Origin of the sequence: Nonomuraea sp. NPDC050783 (genome assembly GCF_040802095.1) — a bacterium.
Taxonomy (GTDB): domain Bacteria; phylum Actinomycetota; class Actinomycetes; order Streptosporangiales; family Streptosporangiaceae; genus Nonomuraea.
In genome coordinates, this window is the sequence record NZ_JBFAHK010000004.1 from 174753 (window position 1) to 198099 (window position 23347).

At 73.3% G+C, this 23347-nt stretch carries 23 protein-coding genes; 7 read left to right on the forward strand and 16 right to left on the reverse strand.

Annotated features, from left to right (window positions below; translation table 11 throughout):
- Together AB0H75_RS12235 and AB0H75_RS12240 are read right to left on the reverse strand one after the other, a co-directional pair.
- Positions 1 to 1395, reverse strand: coding sequence for an ABC transporter substrate-binding protein (locus AB0H75_RS12235; RefSeq protein ID WP_367794715.1), 1395 nt, complete (start codon positions 1393 to 1395; stop codon positions 1 to 3).
- A gap of 242 nt (positions 1396 to 1637) precedes the next feature.
- Positions 1638 to 2249 (reverse strand): NAD(P)-dependent oxidoreductase, encoded by a 612-nt coding sequence (locus tag AB0H75_RS12240; protein WP_367794718.1) that lies wholly within the window; start codon positions 2247 to 2249, stop codon positions 1638 to 1640.
- Between the two features lie 100 nt (positions 2250 to 2349).
- Here AB0H75_RS12240 and AB0H75_RS12245 point away from each other — a divergent pair, with 100 nt between their 5' ends.
- Positions 2350 to 2643 carry a putative quinol monooxygenase gene (locus AB0H75_RS12245; protein WP_367794721.1) on the forward strand — a complete coding sequence of 98 codons (294 nt, stop codon included), beginning with the start codon at positions 2350 to 2352 and terminating at the stop codon, positions 2641 to 2643.
- Positions 2644 to 2666: 23 nt separating this feature from the next.
- Entirely contained in the window at positions 2667 to 3314 is a 648-nt protein-coding gene (locus AB0H75_RS12250) for a TetR/AcrR family transcriptional regulator (RefSeq protein ID WP_367794724.1), read from the forward strand.
- 178 nt (positions 3315 to 3492) lie between these two features.
- Here the strand turns inward: AB0H75_RS12250 and AB0H75_RS12255 are convergent, their stop codons facing one another.
- From AB0H75_RS12255 to AB0H75_RS12265, 3 genes are all read right to left on the reverse strand, one after another.
- Positions 3493 to 5091 carry a cation acetate symporter gene (locus AB0H75_RS12255; RefSeq protein ID WP_367795985.1) on the reverse strand — a complete coding sequence of 533 codons (1599 nt, stop codon included), beginning with the start codon at positions 5089 to 5091 and terminating at the stop codon, positions 3493 to 3495.
- Between the two features lie 17 nt (positions 5092 to 5108).
- Complete coding sequence (locus tag AB0H75_RS12260) at positions 5109 to 5438, reverse strand: DUF485 domain-containing protein (protein ID WP_367794727.1); 330 nt, start codon at positions 5436 to 5438, stop codon at positions 5109 to 5111.
- Between the two features lie 216 nt (positions 5439 to 5654).
- Positions 5655 to 6812, reverse strand: a complete 1158-nt coding sequence (locus AB0H75_RS12265) for a PLP-dependent aspartate aminotransferase family protein (RefSeq protein ID WP_367794730.1) — start codon at positions 6810 to 6812, stop codon at positions 5655 to 5657.
- Positions 6813 to 6823: 11 nt separating this feature from the next.
- Here AB0H75_RS12265 and AB0H75_RS12270 point away from each other — a divergent pair, with 11 nt between their 5' ends.
- Positions 6824 to 7819, forward strand: coding sequence for a LacI family DNA-binding transcriptional regulator (locus tag AB0H75_RS12270; protein ID WP_367794733.1), 996 nt, complete (start codon positions 6824 to 6826; stop codon positions 7817 to 7819).
- A 172-nt stretch (positions 7820 to 7991) separates the two neighbouring features.
- Positions 7992 to 10196, forward strand: a complete 2205-nt coding sequence (locus tag AB0H75_RS12275) for a helicase-associated domain-containing protein (RefSeq protein WP_367794736.1) — start codon at positions 7992 to 7994, stop codon at positions 10194 to 10196.
- Here AB0H75_RS12275 and AB0H75_RS12280 read toward each other — a convergent pair.
- Genes AB0H75_RS12280 through AB0H75_RS12300 form a run of 5 tightly spaced genes read right to left on the reverse strand, consistent with a single transcriptional unit; the run spans position 10193 to position 14496 of the window.
- Positions 10193 to 11680 (reverse strand): cation acetate symporter, encoded by a 1488-nt coding sequence (locus AB0H75_RS12280; protein ID WP_367794739.1) that lies wholly within the window; start codon positions 11678 to 11680, stop codon positions 10193 to 10195. The genes AB0H75_RS12275 and AB0H75_RS12280 overlap by 4 nt on opposite strands.
- The gene (locus AB0H75_RS12285; protein WP_367794742.1) at positions 11677 to 12087 is read right to left on the reverse strand and encodes a hypothetical protein; all 411 of its coding nucleotides are present in this window, start codon (positions 12085 to 12087) and stop codon (positions 11677 to 11679) included. Before AB0H75_RS12285 ends, AB0H75_RS12280 begins: the two co-directional genes overlap by 4 nt.
- Positions 12084 to 12833 (reverse strand): LytR/AlgR family response regulator transcription factor, encoded by a 750-nt coding sequence (locus AB0H75_RS12290; protein WP_367794745.1) that lies wholly within the window; start codon positions 12831 to 12833, stop codon positions 12084 to 12086. Before AB0H75_RS12290 ends, AB0H75_RS12285 begins: the two co-directional genes overlap by 4 nt.
- A 33-nt stretch (positions 12834 to 12866) precedes the next feature.
- Entirely contained in the window at positions 12867 to 14048 is a 1182-nt protein-coding gene (locus AB0H75_RS12295) for a sensor histidine kinase (RefSeq protein ID WP_367794748.1), read from the reverse strand.
- A 43-nt stretch (positions 14049 to 14091) separates the two neighbouring features.
- Positions 14092 to 14496, reverse strand: a complete 405-nt coding sequence (locus AB0H75_RS12300) for an HIT family protein (protein WP_367794751.1) — start codon at positions 14494 to 14496, stop codon at positions 14092 to 14094.
- Between the two features lie 114 nt (positions 14497 to 14610).
- On the opposite strand from AB0H75_RS12300, the gene AB0H75_RS12305 reads away from it, so the two are divergent.
- A complete protein-coding gene (locus AB0H75_RS12305; RefSeq protein WP_367795988.1) occupies positions 14611 to 15501 on the forward strand; it encodes a LysR family transcriptional regulator in 891 nt (296 codons plus the stop codon).
- Between the two features lie 37 nt (positions 15502 to 15538).
- Here AB0H75_RS12305 and AB0H75_RS12310 read toward each other — a convergent pair whose 3' ends face one another.
- From AB0H75_RS12310 to AB0H75_RS12330, 5 genes are all read right to left on the reverse strand, one after another.
- The gene (locus AB0H75_RS12310) at positions 15539 to 15964 is read right to left on the reverse strand and encodes a protease inhibitor I42 family protein (protein ID WP_367794754.1); all 426 of its coding nucleotides are present in this window, start codon (positions 15962 to 15964) and stop codon (positions 15539 to 15541) included.
- Positions 15961 to 16911, reverse strand: a complete 951-nt coding sequence (locus tag AB0H75_RS12315) for a YihY/virulence factor BrkB family protein (protein ID WP_367794757.1) — start codon at positions 16909 to 16911, stop codon at positions 15961 to 15963. The genes AB0H75_RS12310 and AB0H75_RS12315 overlap by 4 nt, the downstream gene beginning before the upstream one ends.
- Before the next feature lies 1 nt (position 16912).
- The gene (locus AB0H75_RS12320; RefSeq protein WP_367794760.1) at positions 16913 to 17797 is read right to left on the reverse strand and encodes a DUF3618 domain-containing protein; all 885 of its coding nucleotides are present in this window, start codon (positions 17795 to 17797) and stop codon (positions 16913 to 16915) included.
- Positions 17794 to 18174: a phage holin family protein gene (locus AB0H75_RS12325; RefSeq protein WP_367794763.1), complete on the reverse strand. Its 381-nt coding sequence runs from the start codon at positions 18172 to 18174 to the stop codon at positions 17794 to 17796. The genes AB0H75_RS12320 and AB0H75_RS12325 overlap by 4 nt, the downstream gene beginning before the upstream one ends.
- A gap of 61 nt (positions 18175 to 18235) precedes the next feature.
- The gene (locus tag AB0H75_RS12330; RefSeq protein WP_367794766.1) at positions 18236 to 18406 is read right to left on the reverse strand and encodes a hypothetical protein; all 171 of its coding nucleotides are present in this window, start codon (positions 18404 to 18406) and stop codon (positions 18236 to 18238) included.
- Positions 18407 to 18473: 67 nt separating this feature from the next.
- Here AB0H75_RS12330 and AB0H75_RS12335 point away from each other — a divergent pair, with 67 nt between their 5' ends.
- A complete protein-coding gene (locus tag AB0H75_RS12335; protein ID WP_367794769.1) occupies positions 18474 to 21566 on the forward strand; it encodes a DEAD/DEAH box helicase in 3093 nt (1030 codons plus the stop codon).
- Positions 21567 to 21568: 2 nt separating this feature from the next.
- Positions 21569 to 22360, forward strand: a complete 792-nt coding sequence (locus tag AB0H75_RS12340; protein WP_367794772.1) for an SWIM zinc finger family protein — start codon at positions 21569 to 21571, stop codon at positions 22358 to 22360.
- 45 nt (positions 22361 to 22405) lie between these two features.
- Here the strand turns inward: AB0H75_RS12340 and AB0H75_RS12345 are convergent, their stop codons facing one another.
- Positions 22406 to 23344: a diacylglycerol kinase family protein gene (locus AB0H75_RS12345; protein WP_367794775.1), complete on the reverse strand. Its 939-nt coding sequence runs from the start codon at positions 23342 to 23344 to the stop codon at positions 22406 to 22408.
- Positions 23345 to 23347: the final 3 nt, after the last annotated feature.

The window sequence follows — 23347 nt, forward strand, 5'->3', positions numbered from 1 at the left end:
TCAGTTGGTGCGCTTCGTCCAGCCGGCCCACGCCTTGTCCAGCGCCTCCTGGGCCTCCTTCTGCGCCCGGTCGAGCGAGGACTGCGGCTTGTCCTGGCCGTTGAGCACCCGGTTCACCCCGTCCTGCCACGCCTTCTTGAACTCCGCGTCGGCGGGGTTGGCCGGCAGGCTGAAGGTGTGGTCGTTGGCCTCGTAGAAGGCCTTGACGCCGGAGTCCCAGGGCTCGCCGCCGGAGGTCAGCATGCCCTTGATCTCCGCGTCGGCCTTGACGTTGCCGGTGAGGATGCCGGTGAACGGCTTCTTCTCCTGGTTGCGCTTGTCCAGGCGGGCCTGGGCGGCGGCCTTCCAGGTCTCGACGAGCGTCATGGTCTTGGCGAAGCGGCAGGCGGCGCCGGCGTTCTTGGAGCCCTTCGGGATGGCCCAGGCCGAGCCGGAGGAGTAGGCCAGCGACTCGCCCTGCGGGGTGCGGAAGGTGTCGAAGGCGAGCGGCGCCTTGGGCGAGACGTCGTTGAGCACGTTGACGTACCACTGCTCCATGGGCATGGCGCCCAGCGCGCCGGTGGCGAACTGGTTGCCCTTGCCGAAGAAGTCGGCCGCGTCGCGCACGGCCTTGACCTTGGCGAAGCCGCCCTGCGCGTCGTAGACGCCGACCGCGAACTCCAGGGCCTTGACCACGGCCGGGCTGTTGAGCTGGGCGGTCCTGCCGTCGGCCGACAGCAGGTCGGCGCCGTTGGCCTTGGCCCACAGGGGCAGGAACTCCGGCAGCTTGCTGTCGTAGCCGATGACCTTGAGCTTGCCGCCGGGCGCGCTGTAGAGCTTCTTGGTCGCGGCGGTGACCTTGTCCCAGCTGGAGCCGTTGACGTCCTCGACGGTCAGGCCGGCCTTCTTGAGCAGGTCGGCGTTGGCCATCGTGATCTGGACCTGGTTGAACTCGGGGATGCCCCAGACCTCGCCGCCGAAGGTCACCTGGGCCAGGGCGTTCTTGTTGTACATCGAGGTGTCGATCTGCTCGCCCTGGACGCACGCGGTCAGCGGCACGATGGCGCCGCGCGAGGCGAAGGTGCCGATCTGGTCGCGGTTGGCGTAGATGATGTCCGGCGGGTCGCCGGCCGCCACCGCCGACAGGAACTGCTGGATGTCGAGGTCACCCTCGATCAGCTTCACGTCCGCGCCGCCGAGGGCCGCCTTGGCCTTGGCCACCCGGGTGGAGCCGATCTCGTCGGTCGCGCCGAAGCCCATCACGGAGATCGTGCCCTGGTAGGTGGCAGCCGGGTTGAACTGGCCGGGGGACTGCGACGGGGCCGCCGTGCCGCCGCCGGTGCCCTTGGCGCACGAGGTGAGCGCGAGGGCCAGCGACACCGTGACGACGGACCAACGGGCGAGGGGGGAGCTCATGAGATATTTCGCCTCCACACTGATCAAGCGGGGCTCAGGCATGCCGATGACGGCCACGTGGCGGCGTGCCAGTGTGGCAACGTTCACATATCTGAGAACGTACCCATACCGCTGAAATCCCGTCAACCACTCACTTCACTGCGTTTCATGGTTGTTAAGATCGCCGCCGGTGCGGGATGCCGATTCTCTTCCCGCCGAGGCACTTCCAAACCTGAAGACCGCTTCAAAAACCGGGGCCCGGTTCAGGACGTGACGGCGACGCCCTGGCGGAGGTAGGCGCCGTCCTCCAGCTCGGACACCATGAACGCGGCGAGGTCCGCGCGGGACACCTTGGACGTGAAGGTCAGCCGGAGATCCGGGCCGGCGCGGTAGCGGCCGGTCCGCGGCCCGTCGGTCAGGACGGGCGCCCGGACCAGCGTCCACGCGGTCTCGCTGGATCGCACCAGGGCTTCCATGTGCTCCTTGTCGCGGAGCACCGGCCGTTGCAGGAGCCAGGAGACGGCGACGTAGAGGCCGCGGTGACGGCTTTCGGCGACGCCGTAGTTGCTGAGGACGAGGAGCCGGCGCGGCCGGCCGTCGGCCATCGCCGACAGGATCGTCCGGATCCCCTCGGTGCAGATCGCCGGCCCGCGTCGCCGCCGACCCAGGGTGCTGACCACGGCGTGCGCATCCTCGACGGCCCGCGCGACGGGCACGGGGTCGCGCACGTCGCCGGTCACCACGCGAAGGCGCTCGTGCCGCGGGATCGCCCCCGGGTCCCTGCTCAGCGCGGTGACCTGGTGCCCGCGTTCGAGAGCCTGGTCGAGGAGGACGCGGCCGGCGCGACCGGTCGCGCCGAAGAGGGCCAGACGCATGATGCCGCCTCTCTGAGGGGGTACGGCCACAATTATGCGGGACGTGTGTCCCGGTTAAGTGTTATCGTGCCGTACGACACCACGCAAACGGAGGTCGAACATGGTGATCGTCGCGGGCAGGGGCTACGTCGATCCGCGGCAGCGCGAGGCGTTGCTCACGAGCCTGGAGGCGTCCCTGCGGCGGACGCGGACCGAGCCGGGATGCCTGGACTACGTCGTGGCCGCCGATCCGGTCGAGCCCGGCCGCGTCAACGTGTACGAGCGGTGGGAGTCCGAGGAACACCTCGCGGCCCACCTGGCGGCGATGACCCCGCCGGAGGGGCCCGCCCCGGCCGTGCTCGACATGGAGATCACGCGGTACGAGATCGCCGCTTCCTCGCCCTTCCGGGCCTAGCGCGGTGTCTATGATCGGCAGGGATGGCACAGGAACGATTCCCGGGCGAGGCGGAGCCGAGTGAGGCGGAGCCGGGTGAGGCGGGCGAGCAGGCCACGGCGCGCCCGCTCAGGCGCCGGCGCGCCGACGGCCGTCGCAACCAGGCACGGCTCCTGGAGGCCGCCTTCGCCGCCTTCGCCGAGCACGGCGCCTCCGTCTCCGTACGGGAGATCGCCCGGCGGGCGGGCGTCAGCACCGGCACCTTCAGCAGGCACTTCCCGACCAAGGACGCGCTGTTCAGGGCCGTCGTGCTCCACCGCGTCGGGCAGCTCGTCCAGCGCGCCGACGAGCTGGCCGCCGACGACGACCCGGCCACGGCGTTCTTCGCCTTCCTCACGCTCCTGGTGGAGGAGGGCGCGGCCGACCACGCGGTCGGCGCCGCGCTCGGCAGCACGGGTTTCGACGTGCAGGCCGCCGCGTCGGCAGCGGGACTCGACTTCGGGAGCGCCCTGCGCGGCCTGCTCGCCAGGGCGCAGGAGGCCGGCGCGGTACGCGGGGACGTCGACGCCGCCGACGTCAAGGCGCTGGTCGTCGGCTGCCTGGCCCGGGAACGCGACGGCATCGACGACAGCGCGCGGCGGCGCATGATCTCGATCATCCGCGAGGGGCTCCGCGCCCGCCCGCGGCCCTGAGGGAACCCCTCACGGGGCAGAGCCCTGCGCGGAAGACGCCCGGGCGGGGGTGGGCGCCTTCCGCGGGAGGCGCCCTCAGGGCAGGTGGCGCCTCGCTGTTCGGGCCGTGCGGGCCCGGGTCGGTGCCGGCCGGGTCGAGGCCGGCCGGATCGGTGCGGGTCGGGTCAGTGCGGCCGGGTCAGTGCGGGGTCGCCTTCTCCGCGCCGACGCCGGTGAGCGAGCGGACCTCGATCTCGGCGTACTTGGCCTCGTTGTGCTCCTTGCTCAGGATCGTGCCGAGCCAGCCGCACAGGAAGCCGATCGGGATCGACACGATGCCCGGGTTGCTGAGCGGGAACCAGTGGAAGTCCGCCGTCTTGAACAGGGCCGTCGCCGATCCGGAGACCACCGGCGAGAAGATCACGAGCACGAGGGCGGAGACCAGGCCGCCGTAGATGGCCGCGACCGCGCCCGCCGTGTTGAAGCGCTTCCAGAACAGGCTGTAGAGGATGGCGGGCAGGTTGCCCGAGGCCGCGACGGCGAAGGCCAGCGCCACCAGGAACGCCACGTTCTGGCCCTGGGCGAGGATGCCGAGGCCGATCGCGATGGCGCCGATGATCAGGGCCGAGATCCTGGCCACCACGACCTCCTGCCGCTCGCTGGCCTGGCCGCGCTTGAAGACGTGCGCGTACAGGTCGTGCGAGAAGCTGGAGGAGGAGGCCAGCGTGAGACCGGCGACCACGGCCAGGATCGTGGCGAAGGCCACCGCGCCGATGAGCGCGAGCAGGATCGTGCCGCCGACCGGGCCGAAGATCTCCTCGCCGATGCGCTGGGCCAGCATCGGCGCGGCGGTGTTGCCCGCCGCGTCGCCCTTGGTGATGGCCGCCTTGCCGACCAGGGCCGCCGCGCCGAAGCCGAGGACCAGGGTGAGCAGGTAGAACACGCCGATGATGCCGATGCCCCACAGGACCGACTTGCGGGCGTCCTTGGCGGTGGGGACGGTGTAGAAGCGGATGAGGATGTGCGGCAGGCCGGCCGTGCCCAGCACCAGGGCGAGGCCCAGGCTGACGAGGTCGATCTTGCCGGCCAGGCCCTGCGCCTCGGTGCCGTACTTCAGGCCGGGGCTGAGGAAGCTCTCCGGGTTGGCCTTGGGCCCGCTGACCGTGGCGGCCTGGCCGAGCAGCGACGACAGGTTGAAGCCGAACTTGCCCAGCACCAGCACCGTCACCAGCGCCGCGCCGCTCATCAGCAGCACGGCCTTGACGATCTGCACCCAGGTGGTGCCCTTCATGCCGCCGAACACCACGTACACGATCATCAACGCGCCCACGCCGACGATCGTCCACGCCTTGCCGGCCGGGCTGGTGATGCCGAGCAGCAGGCCGACCAGCGCGCCCGCGCCGACCATCTGGGCCAGCAGGTAGAAGATGCTGACGACGATCGTGGAGACGCCGGCGGCGGTGCGGACCGGGCGCGGGCTCATCCGGAAGGCCAGCACGTCGGCCATGGTGAACTTGCCGGAGTTGCGCATCAGCTCGGCCACCAGCAGCAGCGCCACCAGCCAGGCCACCAGGAACCCGATCGAGTACAGGAACCCGTCGTAGCCGGACAGCGCGATGATGCCCGCGATGCCGAGGAAGGAGGCGGCCGACATGTAGTCGCCGCCGATGGCCAGGCCGTTCTGCACGCCGCTGAACGAGCGGCCGCCCGCGTAGTAGTCGGCCGCCGTCCTGGTCTGGCGGCTGGCCCAGAAAGTGATCCCCAGCGTGGCGGCGACGAAGGTGAGGAAGAGGATCATCCCCAGGGTGGTCGAGCTCACGGAGTCTTCTCCTCAACCTCGTGGCGCAGCTTGTCGGCGATGGGGTCCAGCTTCCGCTCGGCGTGCCTGGCGTAGGCCCAGGCGATCAGGAACGTGGACACGAACTGCAGCAATCCGAAGATCAGCCCGACGTTGATGTCCCCGAGCACCTTGATGGCCATGAACCCGCGTGCCCAGCCCGACAGCACGACGTAGAGCAGGTACCACACGAGGAACGCCACGGTCATGGGGAACGTCCAGGCCCGGAAGCGGCGTTTCAGCTCCTGGAACTCGCTGCTCGCCCGGACCTGCTCGTAGACCGAGGCATCATGTTCTTGAGTCGTCACGAGACCTCCACTGTGATGCGGATCACGCCCAACGTAGGAGCGCAACCTATCCCGCGTGGAGGCCCCCGGGAGGGTTGTTCGCCGAGCCGCCGCCGGGCCGCGATTAGTTGGGGTGGGTCTGCGGTGAAAGGTCTTTTACACGCGACGAGCGGTAGGTCATCCCTTTCACCCCCTTACCGCCGTGCTGGAGACAGCGCTGTCAGCCGGGCCGGGCGGTCAGGCGGCCAGCCCCTCCAGCGCCAGGTCGAGGTCCTTGACCAAGGCGTCCGCCGGCTCCAGGCCGACCGACAGGCGGACCAGGCCGATCGGGATGCCCATCGTGGCGCGCACGCTCTCCTCGGTGGACAGGGCCGGCGCGTTGACCAGGCTCTCGAAGCCTCCCCAGGACACCCCGATCCTGAAATATCGCAGCTTGTCGAGAAATCTCGCCACCTTGTGGCGATCGTCCGTCGCCAGCTCGATGCTGAACAGGCTGGAGAAGCCGGACATCTGCCGCAGCGCGATCGTGTGTCCCGGATGCGACGGCAACCCCGGATGGTTGACCGCCCGCACCGCCGGATGATCGGCCAGGAACCGCGCCACCGCCAGCCCCCGCTCCTGGTGGGCGGCCATCCGCACGGGCAGCGTCCGCAGGCCCTTGATCACCTTCGCCGCGTCGTGCGGCGACATGGCGGCGCCGTAGAGCTGGTACTCGGTGAGGGCGAGCGGCCTGACGAGCCGGGACGGGCCGACGACCACCCCGCCGACCAGGTCGCTGTGGCCGCCGACGTACTTCGACAGCGAGTGCACGACGAGGTCCACGCCGAGCGTCAGCGGCTTCTGGAACAGCGGCGTGGACCAGGTGTTGTCCATCACCGTCACCAGCCCCCGCCCGCGCGCCCAGGCCGCGACCCCGGCGATGTCCACCACCGCGTACGCCATGTAGGAGGGCGACTCGAAGTAGAGCAGCCGCGTCCGCTCCTTGATAGCGCTGTCAGCCTGCCCGAGATCGCCCACGTGCGTGTGCGTGACCCCGAACTTCTCCAGGTAGCGCAGGAACTGCGTGGTTGGCCCGTACACCGCGCCCAGCACCAGCACGTGGTCGCCGGCCGACACCAGCGACGAGATCGTCGCCGCGATGGCCCCCATGCCGGAGCCGAAACACTTGGCCCGCTCTCCCCGCTCCAGCGCCGCCAGCTTACGCTGGGCGAGGTCGACCGTCGGGTTGGTCCCCCGCCAGTAGACGTAGCGCTCGTCCTCGTTCCTGACCGCCTCGCCCAGCTCCTCGGCGGTCGCGAACGCGAAAAGCGAGTTCTCGAACACCGGCGGGTTGACCGCGCCCAGCATCCACGGCTCGTCCTCGCCCAGCCGGCCGCAGATCCATTCATCATCCATGGGGGCAGAGTATGACAACGCGCAAGCCGACCATGGCGGACGTGGCCCGGCAGGCGGGGGTCAGCCTGAAGACCGTCTCCCGGGTGGTCAACCAGGAGCCGCACGTGCGGGCGTCGCTGCAACGCCGGGTCCAGGAGGCCATCAGCACGCTCGGCTACCGGCGCAACGAGGCCGCCGCCCGCCTGGCCAGGGGCGCCACCATGCTGACGCTGGGCCTGGTCATGGAGAACATCTCCAACGAGTTCTACGCGCGCCTCGCGGCGGCGGTGGAGGCGGCCGCGGCCGCGCACGAGGCCCTGGTGGTCTTCGGCTCCTACGAGGAGAGCCCCGACAAGGAGCGCATGCTCATCGAGTCCATGTCGGCGCGGGGCGTGGACTCCCTGATCGTGGTCCCGTCGGCGGCCGACCACGGCTGGCTGGCCGAGCACCCGGGCCTGCGGATGGTGTTCGTGGACCGGGTGCCGCGCGGCCTGGCCGCGGCCGACGTGGTGGTCCTGGACGACGAGCGGGGCGGCCGGGCCGCCACCGAGCACCTGCTCGCCCACGGGCACCGGCGGATCGCGCTGATCTCCGACGACGACGGGCTGAGCTCCGTCCACGACCGCGCCGCGGGGCACCGGGCGGCGCTGCGCGCGGCGGGGCTGCCGGTGGACGGCGCGCTGGCGGTGCACGGGATCTTCGACCCGCGCCGGGTGGCGGGCGAGGTGTCCCGCCTGCTGGACCTGGCCGATCCGCCGACCGCGTTCTTCGCCACCAACAACCGGGCCGCGAGCGGCATCCTGCAGGCGCTGCGGGAGCGGCCGGAGCGGCCCGCGTACGTCGGGTTCGACGACTTCGCCCTCGCGGACGTCTTCACCCCCGGGGTGACGGTCGTCCGCTACGACGTCGCCCGGCTGGCCCGCAGCGCCGTGGAGCTGCTGCTGCGGCCGGCGGAGGGCACGCGGCGGGTACGGATCCCGGTGGAGCTGGTCCCGCGCGGCTCCGGCGAGCTGCCTCCCCCGACCTGACCCCGCCCGACCTGACCCCGCCCGCCCGGCCCCTGCCCGCACCGGCTCCTGCCCGCGCCGGCCTCCGCGCCCCTGCCGCCCCGCCGGTCCCCGCCGCTCCGGGTCCGGGGCGGCGCCGCCGGTGCCGGTCCGGCGGTGTGATCTGTCGGGGTGGGTCGCTAGGCTCGTCGTCGTGCGCCGCACCACGACCGCCGAGCTGACCGAGCTCCTGGGCCACCGCCCCGAGCTGGCCGTGGCCCCCTCCATCGAGGTGGTCGAGCGCCTGCTGGCCAGGCCCGAGCTGGCCATCCCCGTGCTGCTCGACCTCGACGCCGACTGCCACGTGGTCAGCCAGGCCGTGCAGGCGGCCGGCGGGTCCACCACCCGCGCGGCCCTGGCCGCCGGCCTCCACGACCCGCACGGCCGGCTCGACGAGGTCCTCGCGACGCTCGCCGCCCGCGGCCTGCTCACCCTCGACGGCGGGTCCGTGCACTCCCCGCACCGCCCCGGCCTGTGGGAGCACCCGTTCGAGCTGGGCCGGCCGCTGCGGGAGCTGGCCGAGGGCCTGACCACCGACGCGCTGAAGACGCTGGTGTCGGCCCACGGCGGCCGCCCGCGGGGCCGGAAGGCCGAGCTGACGGCCCAGGCCGCCGAGCTGCTGCGCGACGGCGCCGCCGTGCGGGCCCGCGCCGCCCGCCTGCCCCGCCAGGCCGCCGACCTGGTGCGCGTCATGGCCACCGCCCGGCCGGTGCTGGAGAGCGACCAGGTCCACTACGTCTCCGGGTCCCGTACGCATCCGGTGCCGCGCCTGGTCGAGGGCGGGTTCGTGGTGCGCGACGGGTGGACGTACGAGATGCCGCGCGAGGTGGCTCTGGCCCTGCGCGGCGACGGCTGGAAGCCGGTGCTGACCGGCCGGCCCGACGTCCCCGTCCGGATCGCGCACGACGGGCGGGCCGGCGGGGCCTGCGCCGCGCTGGCCGCGCTCGACCGGGTCGATGCGCTGGTCGAGCTGGCCACGGCGGCCCCGGTCAGCGAGCTGAAGGCGGGCGGCGTGGGCACGCGCGAGCTGCGCCGCGTGGCCAAGGCGCTGGGGGTGCCGGAGCAGGAGGCGACGCTGTGGCTCGACGTCGCCCACGCGGCCGGCCTGCTCGCCTCCGACTCCGGCGAGCGCCTGACCGGCACCACCGTGGCCGACGACTGGGCGACCCGCTCCCCCGCCGCCCGCTGGCGGGCGCTGGCCACCGCCTGGCACCGCCTGCCGCAGGCGCCCACCCACCGGGTGGTGGGGTGCTGCGAGGGGCACCTCGACCCGCTCGCGCCGCCCTATCCGTTCGACAGCGGCGCGGGCTCGATCCGCCGCGCCGTCCTCGACCTGCTCCGCACCCTGCCCCCGGGCGCGGGCTCGGACGCGGCCGGCCTGATGCCGGCCGTCCACTGGCGCACCCGGGCCGCCGCCGAGTCGCCCCCGGCCGCCGAGTCCTTCGTGGCGGCCGCCCTGCGCGAGGCCGACCTGCTCGGGTTCACCGCCGGCGGCGCCCTGACCCTGCTGGGCCGCGCCTGCCTGGCCGCCTTCGACGACCCGGCAGACGACGGTGACGCCGCCCTGGCCGGGCTGTTCCCCGAGCCCGTCCGCACCGTCACCCTGCAGAACGACCTGACGGCCATCGTGACCGGCCTGCCCTCCCCCGAGCTGGCCGCCTTCCTCAACTCGTGCGCCGACCTGGAGTCCCGCGACCGCGCGAGCGTGTGGCGCTTCTCCGAGGGCAGCGTCCGCCGGGCCCTCGACGCGGGCGCCGGCGCCGACGACCTGCTGTCCGGCCTGGCCCGCCACAGCGCCAAGCACGTCCCCCAGCCGCTGCGCTACCTCGTCACCGACACCGCCCGCAAGCACGGCAGCCTCAAGGTCACCGGCGCCCCCTCGGTGGTGGTCGCCGCCGACCCGGCCACGCTCACCGAGCTGTGCCACGCGCGGGCCCTGCGCAAGCTGGCCCTGCACGCGGTCGCCCCCACGGTCGCGCTGTCCGCGCTGCCGCCGGAGGAGACCCTGCGCCTGCTGCGCGAGGCGGGCCACGCCCCGGTCGCCACGGCGCCCGACGGCACGATCAGGGCCGAGCCCGCCCGCCGCGCCCGCCTCCAGGTGGAGCTCGCCCCGCCGCCCGACCCGGCCGCGACGGCCGCCGCCATCCTCGGCGGCGGCGCCGGCGCGCCGAGCGGCACGGCCGAGGCCCTGGCCCTGGCGGCGCTGACCGGCGAGCTGGTCGTGGTCGTGTGGCAGCGCCGCGAGCACTACATGGACAGCCTCGCCATCGCGGGCGACGCGGTCACCGGCTACTGCCACGACTGCGACCGCGGCCACACCCTCGACCGCACCCGCGTCAAGAAGGCATACCTGCCCTAGGAGGAGCGGGGGCGCCAGTCGCCGCGGTCCAGGTCCAGGTTCTCGGGGGTGTGCAGGCGGACCATCACGCGGGCGACGCCCGCCGGGACGCGGTGCGGGGTCAGGAACGACACCGACACCATCACCACGAACGCGATCGGCACCGTCCACGCCGCGGGCTGGGCCAGCAGCGCCGCCGTGAAGCCGTCGTTCGGCGCCCCGCCGATCGTGGCCAGTACGGCGCCGCAGGCCAGGCCGCCGCCCACGAGCAGCCCCGCCAGCGCCCCCGTGGTCGTGAGGCGGCGCCACCAGATGCCCAGCACCAGCAGCGGGCAGAACGACGAGGCGGCCACCGCGAAGGCCAGCCCCACCACGTCCGCCACCGGCAGCTCGCGCGCCTGCAACGCCAGACACAGCGGCACCGCCACGGCCATCAGCGTGGCGATCCTGAACGAGCGCACCCCGCCCTTGAGCAGGTCCTGGGCGATCACCCCGGCCACGGAGACGGTCAGCCCGGAGGAGGTGGACAGGAACGCGGCGAACGCCCCGGCCGTCAGCAGCGCCGTCAGCAGGTCGCCGAGGGTGCCGCCGATCATGCGGGCGGGCAGCGTCAGCACGACCGTGTCGGTGCGGGTCAGGTCGGGGGCGTAGAGGCGGCCGAGCCAGCCGTACGCGGCGGGCATCAGGTAGAAGGCGCCGAGCAGGGAGAGCACGACGAGCGTGGTGCGGCGGGCGGCCCGGCCGTCGGGGTTGGTGTAGAAGCGCACGAGCACGTGCGGCAGCCCCATCGTGCCCAGGAAGGTGGCCAGGATCAGCGAGTACGTCGAGTACAGCCCGTACTCCTTGCCGCCGGCCAGCGGCACCTGCCAGGTGGCGGCGTCGGCCGGGCTCACCCCGGGCGCGCCGCCGGCCCGCCAGGCCATGAGCAGGAACACCAGCGGCACGGCCAGCGCCGTCAGCTTGAGCCAGTACTGGAACGCCTGCACGAACGTGATCGACCGCATGCCGCCCGACAGCACGTTGACCGCCACGACGAGCGCCACCAGCAGGCCGCCCATCCAGCCGGGCGCGCCGGTGATCTCCCGCAGCACCAGCGAGGCGCTCTGGAACTGCGGCATCAGGTAGAGCCAGCCGATCAGCACGACCAGCACGCTCGCCGTGCGGCGCACGGTCATGGACTCCAGCCGGGCCTCGGCGAAGTCGGGCAGCGTGTACGCCCCGGAGCGCCGCAGCGGCGCGGACACCAGCACCAGCAGCACCAGGTAGCCGCCGGTCCAGCCGACGGGCAGCCACAACATGTCCACGCCGAAGGACAGGATGAGCCCGGCGATGCCCAGGAACGAGGCGGCCGACAGGTACTCGCCGCCGATGGCGGAGGCGTTCCAGAGCGGGCTGACCGTGCGGGAGGCGACGTAGAAGTCGGAGGTGGTGCGCGAGACACGGATGCCGAACGCCCCGATGAGCACGGCCGCCACCACCACGACCAGCACGGCGGTCAGGCTCATCGGCGCTCGACCAGCTCGGCGAAGTGGCGCTCGTTGCGCTCGGCCTGGCGGACGTACAGCCAGGCGCCCAGGACGAACGCGGGGTAGATGAGCCCGGCGAGCACCGCCCACGGCAGGGGCACGCCGAGCAGGTCCACCTCGCGCAGCGCGGGGATGAGCAGGAACAGCAGCGGCAGGCCGCCCACCACGCAGGCCAGCACCGTGCAGACGAACAGCGCCAGCCTGAACTGGGTGCGCAGCAGCGAGCGCATGTACACCTCGCCGAGGCCGGTCTGCTCGTCGATCTCGCGGGTGGCCGGATAGCGGGGGCGGCGGGCGGCGGCGGTGCGCGGGCTGGTCACCGCCACCCGGCGCGGCGACTCCCGCGGCGGGCGCCACTCGCGCGGGATCCGCCCTTCCTTGGTCATTCCGGCCGTCCTTTCCGCGCGCGCCGCACCAGCAGGTCGCGCAGCTCGCGCGTGTGCCTGCGGCTGACCGGGATCTCGGTGCCGCCCACCCGCACCGTGCACCGGCCGGAGTCGATGTGCAGCTCGTCGATGTGCTTGACGGCCACCAGGTGGCTGCGGTGCACCCGGACGAACCCGGCCGGGGCCCACCGCTCCTCCAGCGTGGCCAGCGGGATGCGGACGAGGTGGCTGCCGGCCGCGGTGTGCAGCCGGGCGTAGTCGCCGTGCGCCTCGACGTAGATGACGTCGGCGCTGGAGACGAAGCGCGTCACGCCGCCCAGCTCGACCGGGATCGTGTCGCTCCCGCCGCCCTCGGCCGGCACGTCCGCCGAGACCGCGACCCGCCGGATGGCCTCGGCCAGCCGCTCCGGCCGCACCGGTTTGAGCAGGTAGTCCTCGGCCTTGATCTCGAAGGCGTCCACGGCGTGCTCCTCGTACGCCGTCACGAACACCACCCGCGGCGGGTTGGCGAACTGCGACAGCAGCCGTCCGAGCACCACCCCGTCGAGCCCGCGCATGCGGATGTCGAGGAAGACCGCGTCGATCGGCCGCCCGTCGGCGATGGCCCGGTCCAGCAGCCGCAGCGCCTGGGAGCCGTCCCGCGCGGTGGCCACCTCGCCGATGCGGGGGTCGGCCCGCAGCAGGTACGACAGGTCTTCGAGGGCGGGCAGCTCGTCGTCGACCGCGAGGACCCGGAGTTGTGCCATAGACAGTGATGAAACCGACAACAAAGATCGAGGTCAACGGGCAGAGACACCGGGGTGATATTTCGGCAACCTGATGTTGACCTTGGTGCCCGCTCCCTCGCCGGTCTCGACGACCAGGCCGTACTCGTCGCCGTACACCTGGCGCAGCCGCTCGTCCACGTTGGCCAGCCCGACGCCGCCCGCCGGGACGATCTCACCTGCGAGGATGCGCCGCAGCCTGTCGGGGTCCATGCCGAGCCCGTCGTCCTCGACGCTGATGCGGCACTCGGCCCCGGCGTCCTCGGCGACGATGGTGATGCGGCCGACGCCGTTGCGGCTCTCCAGGCCGTGCCGGACGGCGTTCTCGACCAGCGGCTGCAGGCACAGGAACGGCACCGCGACGGGCAGCACCTCGGGCGCGATGCGCAGCGTGACCTGGAGCTGGTCGCCGAACCTGGCCCGCTCCAGGATGAGGTAGCGGTCGATGGAGCGCAGCTCCTCGGCGAGCGTGGTGTACTCGCCGTGCCGCCGGAAGGAGTAGCGGGTGAAGTCGGCGAACTCCAGCAGCAGCTCCCTGGCCCGCTCCGGGTCGGTACGCACGAACGAGGCGATCGTGGTCAGCGAGTTGTAGATGAAGTGCGGCGAGATCTGCGCCCGCAGCGCCCGCACCTCGGCCTCCATGAGCCGGGTGCGCGAGCGGTCCAGCTCGGCGAGCTCAAGCTGGGAGTCCACCCATCCGGCGACCTCCTGGGCGGCGCGCACCAGGCCGGCCGAGGCGCTCTGGCTGTAGGCGATGAGCGCGCCGACGACGCGGTCGTCGGTGGTGAGCGGCACCACCACGGCCTGCCTGATCGGGCATTCGAGCAGGTCGCAGTCGAGGGTGAGGACCTGGATGCGGCCGTCCTCGACGGTGGCGGCGGCGTGCTGGAAGGCCGCCTCGGCGTGGTGGTCGTCGCCCTCGCCGTCGTAGACGAGCAGCCGCTCGGCGTCGGCGATGGCCAGGGCGGGCGAGTTGAGCAGGGCGCGCAGGTGCCGGGAGGCGCGCTCGGCGCCGTCGGCGGTGAGCCCGGAGCGCAGCGGCGGCCCGGCCAGCGAGGCGGTGTGCAGGGTCTCGAACGTGGCCCGCTCGGCCGGGCTGGTGCCCAGCTCGCGGCGGCCCCGCATGACGCGCCAGAGAACGATCGCGGGCACGCCCACGAGCGCGGCGACCACGGCGCTGCCGACGACGTACTCCACGCGGCCGAAGCCTAGCTCATGGGGCTCGCCGGGCCCGCGGGGCTCACAGGGCCGCCGCGATGCGGGCGGCGTACGACGCGGCCTCCTCGGCGGAGTCGTACGTGGTGCGCGGCCAGAAGAAGCCGCGCAGCCCGTCCTTCTTGCGCCGCGGCACCACGTGGACGTGCAGGTGGGGCACGCTCTGGCTGATCCGGTTGTTCATGGCGACGAACGTGCCGCCGGCCTCCAGCCCTTCCTCCACGGCCCTGGACATGGCCTGCACCCGGGCGAAGAACGGCCCGACGTCGCCGAGGTCGGCCAGCGTCTCGGCGTGGGCCCGGGGCACGACCAGCACGTGCCCCTTGAAGACCGGCCGGGTGTCGAGGAACGAGACCGCCACGTCGTCGGCCCGCACCAGGTGGGCAGGCCGCTCGCCGGCGATGATCTCGCAGAACAGGTCTGTGCTCACCGCTCGACCCTACCGGCCCGGCGCCCAGCGGCCCGAGGCCGCGGCTCGCGCTCGGCGCGACGCGGGCGCGTGCCACAATTCCTTCCGGGACGCCGCTGAGGATCGTTGGGTGTGATGGAGTTACGCGACATCGAGATCTTCCTGACGCTCGCCGAGGAGCTGCACTTCGCCAGGACCGCCGAGCGGCTGCGCGTCAGCCCGGCACGCATCAGCCAGGCGGTCAGGAAGCAGGAGCGCCAGATCGGCGCCAAGCTGTTCGAGCGCACCAGCCGCAGCGTCCGCCTCACCGCGATCGGCGAGCAGCTCCACGGCGACCTGCGGCCCGCCTACCGCGAGCTGTGCGCCGGCCTGGAGCGGGCCAGGCTGGCCGCGCAGGGCAAGACCGACGTGCTCAGCGTCGGCATGCTGCCCTGCAACGCCTACGACCTGCGTCCCTACTGGGAGGCGTTCCGCGTCCGCCACCCGCAGTGGGGCCTGCGCATCCGCCACAACCCGTTCATCCACCCCTTCGAGCCGCTGCGCAACGGCGACGTGGACGTGCTGGTCTCCTGGCTGCCGATCGAGGAGCCGGACTTCACCGTGGGCCCGGTCGCCTTCACCGAGCCCCGAATGCTGCTGGCCGCGCCGGGGCACGAGCTGGCCGAGCGTTCCTCGGTCTCGATCGAGGTCTTCGGGGAGTTCGGCGCCCTGCGCGCGGCGGTGCCCCTGCCCGACTACTGGGAGGACGCCTTCATCCCGTTCCGGACACCCGGCGGCCGGCTCGTCCAGCGCGGCCCGGCGGTCGGTCAGCTGGAGGACATCCTCACCATCGTCGGCGCCGGCGAGGCCGTGCACCACCTGGGGGCCCATGTCGCCCGCTACCACGCCCGCCCGGACGTGCGGTTCGTGCCCATCCATGACGTCCCGCGGCTGCGCTGGGGCCTGATCTGGCGCGCCGAGGCCGCGTGCGAGCGCGTCCTGGCGCTGGCCCGGGTGGTCCGCGACCTCGGCCCCGTCGCGCTCTGAGCCCCGGCCGCGCGGCGTCGCCGGGGCGCCGGCGCACCTAGCGCACGGTCAGCGTGAAGACCGCCTCGCCCGACTGCCGCCTGCTCTCCTCGTCCTTCGGCGTGCGGTCCGTGCCGCAGCGCCAGCAGTCGAACAGCCTGATCTCGGTGGTGCCCGCCCGCTTGGCGTTGAAGACGAAGTAGACGGTGGCCGGCGCGCCCGGCTGGTGGCTCTCGCCGTCGCTCTCCTGGCTGATGAACGAGGCCACCTTCGCGTCCGGCACGGCCGCCAGCGACCAGCTGTCGCCGACCGAGGCGTTGCTCGGCACGGCCAGCGAGAAGCGCTGCCCGGAGCGGAGCTCGACCGGCACGGTGGTGCCCTTGGCGCCCTTGACCACCGTGCCGAAGTCGCTCACCGCCGCGCCCGCGCCGCATCCGGTGAGAAGCAGCAGGCCGAGCGCGGCGGCGACCGTTCGAAGTGTCATTCCGGCAGGTTATCGACCTTCGGGGGATCGCGGGGCACGGCGTACGGCTCCCGCTCCGCCGGGCGGCCCTGGGCGATCGAGCGCTGGCGCATCAGCTCGGCGTCGAGCTCCGCGCCGAGCAGCAGCGCCATGTTGGACAACCACAGCCAGACCAGGAACACCACGATCCCGGCCAGCGCGCCGTACGTCCTGCCGTAGGAGGCGAAGGTGGCGACGTACACGGCGAACCCGCCGGACACGAGCACCCACAACACGATCGCGAGCACGCTGCCCGGCGAGATCCAGCGCACGCCGGGCTGGCGCACGTTGGGCGCGGCCCAGTACAGCAGCATGATCAGGCCGGCGGCGACGACTACCATGACCGGCCATTTGAGGATGTTCCACGCGGTCACCGTCGCGTCGGTGAGGCCGAGGGCCCCGCCGACCGTCTCGGCGATGTCGCCGGTGAGCGTGACGGCGATCGCGCCGAGCGCCAGCAGCACGGTGGTGAGCAGGGTGAGGCCGATCCGCAGCGGGGTCGTCTTCCAGAACGGCCGGCCCTCCTCGATGTCGTAGATGGCGTTGCCCGCCCGGATGAAGGCCGCGATGTAGCCGGAGGCCGACCACAGGGCGACCAGCAACCCGACGATCGCCACGACGCCCGCCCTGCCCGTGCCGCCCTGGGCCGCCTCGATGCTCTTGACGATGAGCTCGCGCACCTCGGCGGGCACCAGCACCAGGACGCTGCCGAGCTGGGCCGAGGCGTCGCTCCTGCCGAGCATCCCGAACACCGACACCAGCACGATCAGCGCGGGGAAGATGGACAGCACGGCGTAGTAGGTGAGCGCGGCGGCCAGGTCCTGCACGCGGTCGTTCCTGAACTCGATGAACGTCCGCTTCAGCACCGTCCACCAGGCCCGCCGGGGGAACTCGCCGGGCCCTTCCGGCACGCCTCGCGGGTCGGTCACCTCACTTGCCCCCGCGGCGCCCCATGACCCGGGACCCCATGACCCGGGACCCCATGACCCGGCGGACCGCTGCCCGGCCGCTCGCGAGCCGGCCGCCCTGCCGGGCCCGGCGCCTCATGACGACGCGGCGCACCACGAGGGCGGCCACGGCCGCGGCGGCGGCGACGAGCACCACCGGCTTCCTGCGTGCCTCCTCGGCCACGGCCCTGACCTGGTCGGGCGCGTGCTCGCCGAAGCGGCCGGCCATCTCCGCGGTCCTGTCCACGACCACGCCGGCGGCCCCGGCCGCGCGGGCCTTGACCGTCCCGGCTGCCTCGACCGCCTTCTCCTTGGCCGTCCCCGCGGCCTCGGCGGCCCGTTCCTTGGCCGTTCCCGCGGCCTCGGCGGCCCGTTCCTTGGCCGTCTCGGCGGCGTGGCTCGCCCTGGCCTTGACGTCGGCCTTGCCGGCCAGCGCGCTGACGGTCCTGCCCAGCTCCGCGCGGGTCTCCTCGATGTCCCTGCGCACGGCGCGCCTGGCAGCGTCGTCCTCGTCGTCGTCACCGTCCCCGGTGGTCCTCCGGGCGGGGGCGGTGCCGCCCTCGCGGGTGGTCCCCGTGCGCGTGGACGTGCCGCCGGGGGTGTCGGTCCGGTTCGTGCCCTCCATGGAACGTTCCTCGGTACGCCGGCTGTCGACGGCGTCGGTGCGGTCGTCCTCGATGGGCGGCTGGGGGACGAAGGTCTCGTGCCCCTTCCTGGAGGCCTCCTCCCGGCGGGCGTTCTCCGCCGCGCCCGGCCTGGTCGCCGGCACGTTGACGGACTCCGGCTCGGTCGGCGTGCCCACGGTGGCGCGGTGGGCCCCGATGTCGCCGGCGTGCTGCTCGCTGTATCCGGGGTTGGTCTCGCTCATCGGCGTGCCCTCTCCTTGACCATGTCGATATCGGCCTTGACGCTCGCGATGGTCTCCTCGGGGACCGGCGGCGTGGCGCGTTTCACCTGGTTCTTGCCGATCAGGCCCAGCACGGCGGCGGCGATGAGCAGGACGACGCCCACGATGAGGGCCGCCAGCCAGCCGGGCATGACCAGAGCGAGGAGCAGGACGACGGCGGCCACCAGCACGGCACCGCCATAGAAAGCGGCCGTCCCGGCCGCACCGAACAGGCCCGCGCCGAGGCCGGCGCGCTTGCCTTTCGCCGTGAGCTCCATCTTGGCCAGGCGGAGCTCATCCTTGACGAGCCTGGAGACCTGCTCGGAGAGATCGTTGACCAGTTTCTGGGTGTCGTTCACGATCGTTCGCCTCCTCCGTCGAGTGAGGCGACTACCCAGGCACTTGGCCTTCTATCACGTACTACTTACGTCTTGCGGACTTCAGGACGAAGTCAAGGACCTTCAGCACGGGGTGCTCGGGCACGTCGCACCAGTTGCCGGGCTGCTTGGGGCGGCTCCACGGGGACGGGAGCTCGCACGGCGGGGCCTGCGGACCAGGCCGTTCACACCACGATCCGGGAGTCTTGTTCATCCGTCCATTTTACAACTTCAGGGGCCGCTTATATAAGGGTCGTGGCGGGCGGCGGTAATCTGCCGTGGTGCTGGTCGTACACGGAGTCTGGGCGGGAGACGGGCTCGCGTTCTGGGCGGAGGACGCCGGGGCGCCACCCGGGCGGCCCGGCGGCGGCGACCGGCCGCGCCCGCATCCCTTCGCCGCCCCGGCCGCCGCCGTCGCCGCCGCGCTCGGCCTGGAGGACCCGCCGGAGCGCACGCTGGAGCTGCTGTTGCCCGGATCGGCCAGGGAGCCGCTGCCGTCGCCGGAGAGCGGCCGGCCCACGGAGATCGCCCGGCCGCGGCTGCGCCCGTGGCGGGTCCCGGTCGTCGTCCCGCCCGCCGCCACGGCCCTGCGCCTGCTCGACGGCCGGCCCGGCACCGCCACCCTCCGCCACTGGGCGGCCGTCGCCGCCTTCGCCCGCGACCTGGTCCGCCGGGGCCGCGTCCTGCCCCAGCTCCTCGCCCCGGAAGGCCCAGAGCCGGACAACACAGGGCCGGGCAGCACGGGGCCGGGGAGCATGTGGGAGGTGCCGTCCGCGGACGCGCGGGCGGTGTGGCGGCCGGTGGTCAGCGGGGTGGACGGCGGCTACTTCCGGGAGTTGGCGCTGGCCATGCCGCCCGCCTGCCGCGCCTGCGGCGCCGAGCGGCCCTCCGCCGGCGTCCTGCGCGAGGCCCTGGAGGCGTTCGCGGACGCGCTGGCACGGCAGGCGCTCACCGGGCCGCTCGTCGCCCGCCCCACGACCCTGCGGGACCGCTGGCTGGCCGCGCTGACCGGCCCCGACCCGGCCTGCCCCGACGTTCCCGAGCTGCGGCGCGAGCTGGAGAAGTGGCACGCCGCCGCCACCGCGGCCGAGGGCACGGCCCGCGTGTGCTTCCGCCTGATGGAGCCCGCCCCGGACCGCGACCCGGACGGCGAGGCGGGCGGCGAGGTGGGCGGCGAGGTGGGCGGCTGGCGGGTGGAGCTGGCGCTGCAGGCCGCCGACGACCCCAGCCTCTACGTCCCCGCCGCCGCCCTCTGGGCCGGCGAACGCGCCCCCGGCCTGCCCCCGGCCCCCGGACGCGAGCTCCTGACCGGCCTCGGCCGCGCCGTCCGGCTCTACCCGGAGCTGGAGCCCGCCCTGCGCGTGCCGGAGCCGAGCGAGCTGTGGCTGGACACCGCGGGCGCGTTCGGGTTCCTGCGCCAGGCCGCGCCGCTGCTGCAGGCGGCCGGGTTCGGCGTGCAGCTCCCCCGCTGGGCCGGCCGCACCCGGCTCGGCCTCAAGCTGACCGCCAGGACCAAGGCGCAGACGGCGGCCGTGAGCCAGGGGTTCGGCATGCGGGAGCTGGTCGACTTCCGCGTCGAGCTGGCGGTGGGCGAGGAGACGATCAGCGAGGAGGAGCTGGCTGAGCTGGCCCGGCTCAAGGTGCCGCTGGTCCGGGTGCGCGGCCAGTGGGTGGAGCTGGACGACCGGCAGCTCAGGGCGGCCCTGCGCGCCGTGGAGGGCGCGCGGGCGGGCGAGGCGAGCGCCGCCGACGTCCTGCGCCAGGTGATCCAGCACGACGGCGACCCGCCGCTGGTGGCGGTGGACGCCGACGGCGTGCTCGGCGACCTGCTGTCCGGACGGGCCGAGCGGCGGCTGCGCCCGATCCCGGCCCCGGCGGGGCTGGAGACCGTGCTGCGCCCCTATCAGGAGCGCGGCCTGGCGTGGCTGAGCTTCCTGTCCGAGCTGGGCCTGGGCGGGGTGCTGGCCGACGACATGGGGCTGGGCAAGACGGTCACCACGCTCGCGCTGCTGGTCCACGAGAAACAGGCCCACGAGAGACGGGCCCATGAGAGACAGGCCCACGAGAGACAGGCCCACGAGGGGCCCGCTCACGAGCGGCCCGCGCCCACGCTGCTGGTGTGCCCGATGTCGCTGGTCGGCAACTGGCAGCGCGAGACGGCCAGGTTCGCGCCGGGCCTGCGCGTGTACGTCCACCACGGCAGCGGGCGCGACCCCGCCCGCGTCCTGGACGCCGACCTGGTGATCACCACGTACGGCACCGCCCACCGCGACCTCGACGCCCTCAGCCGGTACGAGTGGCGCCGGGTGGTGTGCGACGAGGCCCAGGCCATCAAGAACAGCGGCACTTTGCAGGCGCGGGCGGTCCGCTCGATCCCGGCCGCCACCCGCCTGGCCCTGACCGGCACCCCGGTGGAGAACCACCTGGCCGAGCTCTGGTCGATCATGGAGTTCGCCAACCCGGGCCTGCTGGGGCCGCGTTCCCGGTTCCGGACGCGCTTCCAGGAGCCGATCGAGGCCCGCCAGGACGACGAGGCCGCCCGCGCGCTGAAGCGGGCGACGGGCCCGTTCATCCTGCGCCGACTCAAGACCGACACCTCCATCATCTCCGACCTGCCGGAGAAGCTGGAGGTCAAGGAGTGGTGCCCGCTCACGCCCGAGCAGGCGAGCCTCTACCAGGCGGTCGTGGACGACATGCTGGACCGGATCGACGGCAGCGAGGGCATCGAGCGGCGCGGCCTGGTGCTGGCCACCATGGCCAAGCTCAAGCAGGTCTGCAACCATCCGGCCCACCTGCTCAAGGACGGCTCCCGCCTGGCCGGCCGCTCGGGCAAGCTGACCCGGCTGGAGCAGCTCGCCGAGGAGATCCTGGCCGAGGGCGAGAAGGCGCTGCTGTTCACCCAGTACGCCGAGTTCGGCGCGATGCTCCAGCCCTACCTGGAGCGGCGGCTGGAGCGCCCGGTGTTGTGGCTGCACGGCGGCCTGCCGAAGAAGACCCGCGACCGCCTGGTCGAGCGGTTCCAGAACGACCCGGAGCCGACGTTGTTCGTGCTGTCGCTGAAGGCGGCCGGCGTCGGGCTCAACCTGACGGCGGCCAACCACGTCGTGCACGTGGACCGCTGGTGGAACCCGGCCGTTGAGGAGCAGGCCACCGACCGGGCCTTCCGCATCGGGCAGCGCAGGAACGTGCAGGTACGCAAGCTGATCTGCGCCGGCACGCTGGAGGAGCGCGTGGACGAGATGATCGAGCGCAAGAAGGCCCTGGCCGAGCGGGTGGTCGGCACCGGCGAGGACTGGCTGGCGGAGCTGTCCACCGGCGAGCTGCGCGAGGTGTTCCGCCTCACGGCCGAGGCGGCGCGAGGGGCGGGAGACTGAGGATGTCCTGGTTCGGCGACTTCGACCACGGGGACTTCCCGTACCAGCGGCCGATCCGGGTCGAGGGCGGGCTGCGGGCGCGCTCGATGCGCGGCTCGATCGGCTCCACCTGGTGGTCGCGGCGCTTCATCGACCTCCTGGAGCGGGTCTGCGACAAGGGCCGCCTCGCGCGCGGCCGGGCCTACGCCCGCCAGGGCCAGGTCCTGGCGATCGAGCTGGCCGCCGGGGAGGTCAGGGCCTCCGTGCAGGGCTCGCGGCCGGCCCCGTACACGGTGGTGGTCAGGATCGAGGCGTTCGGCGAGAGCCGGTGGGCCGCGCTGGAGGAGGCCATCGCGGCGCAGGCCGTGCACCGGGCCAGGCTGCTGGCCGGGGAGATGCCGCCCGAGATCGAGGAGCTGTTCGCCGCGGCGGGGGCGGAGCTGTTCCCCAGCGAGCTGGACATGGACTGCTCCTGCCCGGACTGGGGTTTCCCGTGCAAGCACCTGTCGGCGGTGCTCTACCTGCTGGCCGAGTCGTTCGACGACGACCCGTTCCTGGTGCTGGCCTGGCGCGGGCGCACCCGCGAGCAGCTGCTGGGGTCGCTGGCCGCCGGCGGGGCGGCGGACGAGCCGGAGGTGGCGGACGTGCCGTTCGCCGACCGGCTGGCCGACTTCTACGCCCCCGGCGCCACCGCGCACCGGCCCGAGCGGCCCGCCGCGGGCGCGGCGCCCGACCTGCTGCTACGGATCTTCCCGCCGCCCGGCGACCTGGGCCGCGTGCTCACCCCCGCCTACCGGGCACTGGGTGAGGTCTGATCAGGCGAGGTCTGATCAGGTGGGGTCCGATCAGGTGGGGTCCGATCAGCGGTCCTCGAAGGAGGCCGGCACCATGACGCGCACGCCGTTGGGCACCACGCGCAGCCGGATCGGGGTGCGCAGCCGCACCTCGCCGTCCACGTCGGCGGCCATCGGCGGGTCGGTCTCCAGCAACATCTCGCGCCCGACCACGAACGGCCCGCCCGCGAGGCTGCGCCAGCGGCCGGTGGTGGCCCGCAGCAGGGTCTCGCCGAGCAGGCGCAGCTTCTTGCCCGAGCCGAGCTGGTAGGCCACGAGCATGCCGTTGTCGATGCTGATGTCCCTGGCCACCTGCCAGCCGCCGTGGAAGCGGCCGTTGGCGATGTTGAGCTGGTGGGTGAGCAACTCGTGGCGCTGCCCCTCGACGGTGATGAAGGCCCGGAACGGCCGGTGGCCGGGCAGGACGGTCAGCGCCGTCATCGGGTAGGCCGGGCGGCCCACCAGGCGCTTGAGCCACGGCTTGACCTTGCCCGCGACCTCCACCGACACGCCGAAGCTGGCCAGGTTGGCGAACGGCCGGTCGTCGGCCATGCCGAGGTCGATGTCGGCCACCTTGCCGGTGGCGAAGACCCGGATCGCCCCGGCCAGGTCGAGCGGCAGGCCGAGGCTGCGGGCGAAGTTGTTGGTGGTGCCGAGCGGCAGGACGCCGAGCGCCACGTCGCGGTGGGCCACGTGGCGCACGGCCGAGGACAGGGTGCCGTCGCCGCCGCCCACGATGAGCAGGTCGGGGTCGGTCGCCAGCGCGGTGTCGAGCAGCTCGCGCAGCCGCTTGGGGTTGTAGACCGACAGCTCGGCCAGCGGCTCGAAGCCGGAGGCGTGCAGCTGCTCGATCACCTCGAAGTAGTGCCGCCGGCCGCGGCGCGAGCGAGTGTTCACCACCACGGCCACCCGGCGATCCCGCTGGATCGCCTCGGTGTGCTCGGTCTTGGTGCGCAGTTCGCTCATGGT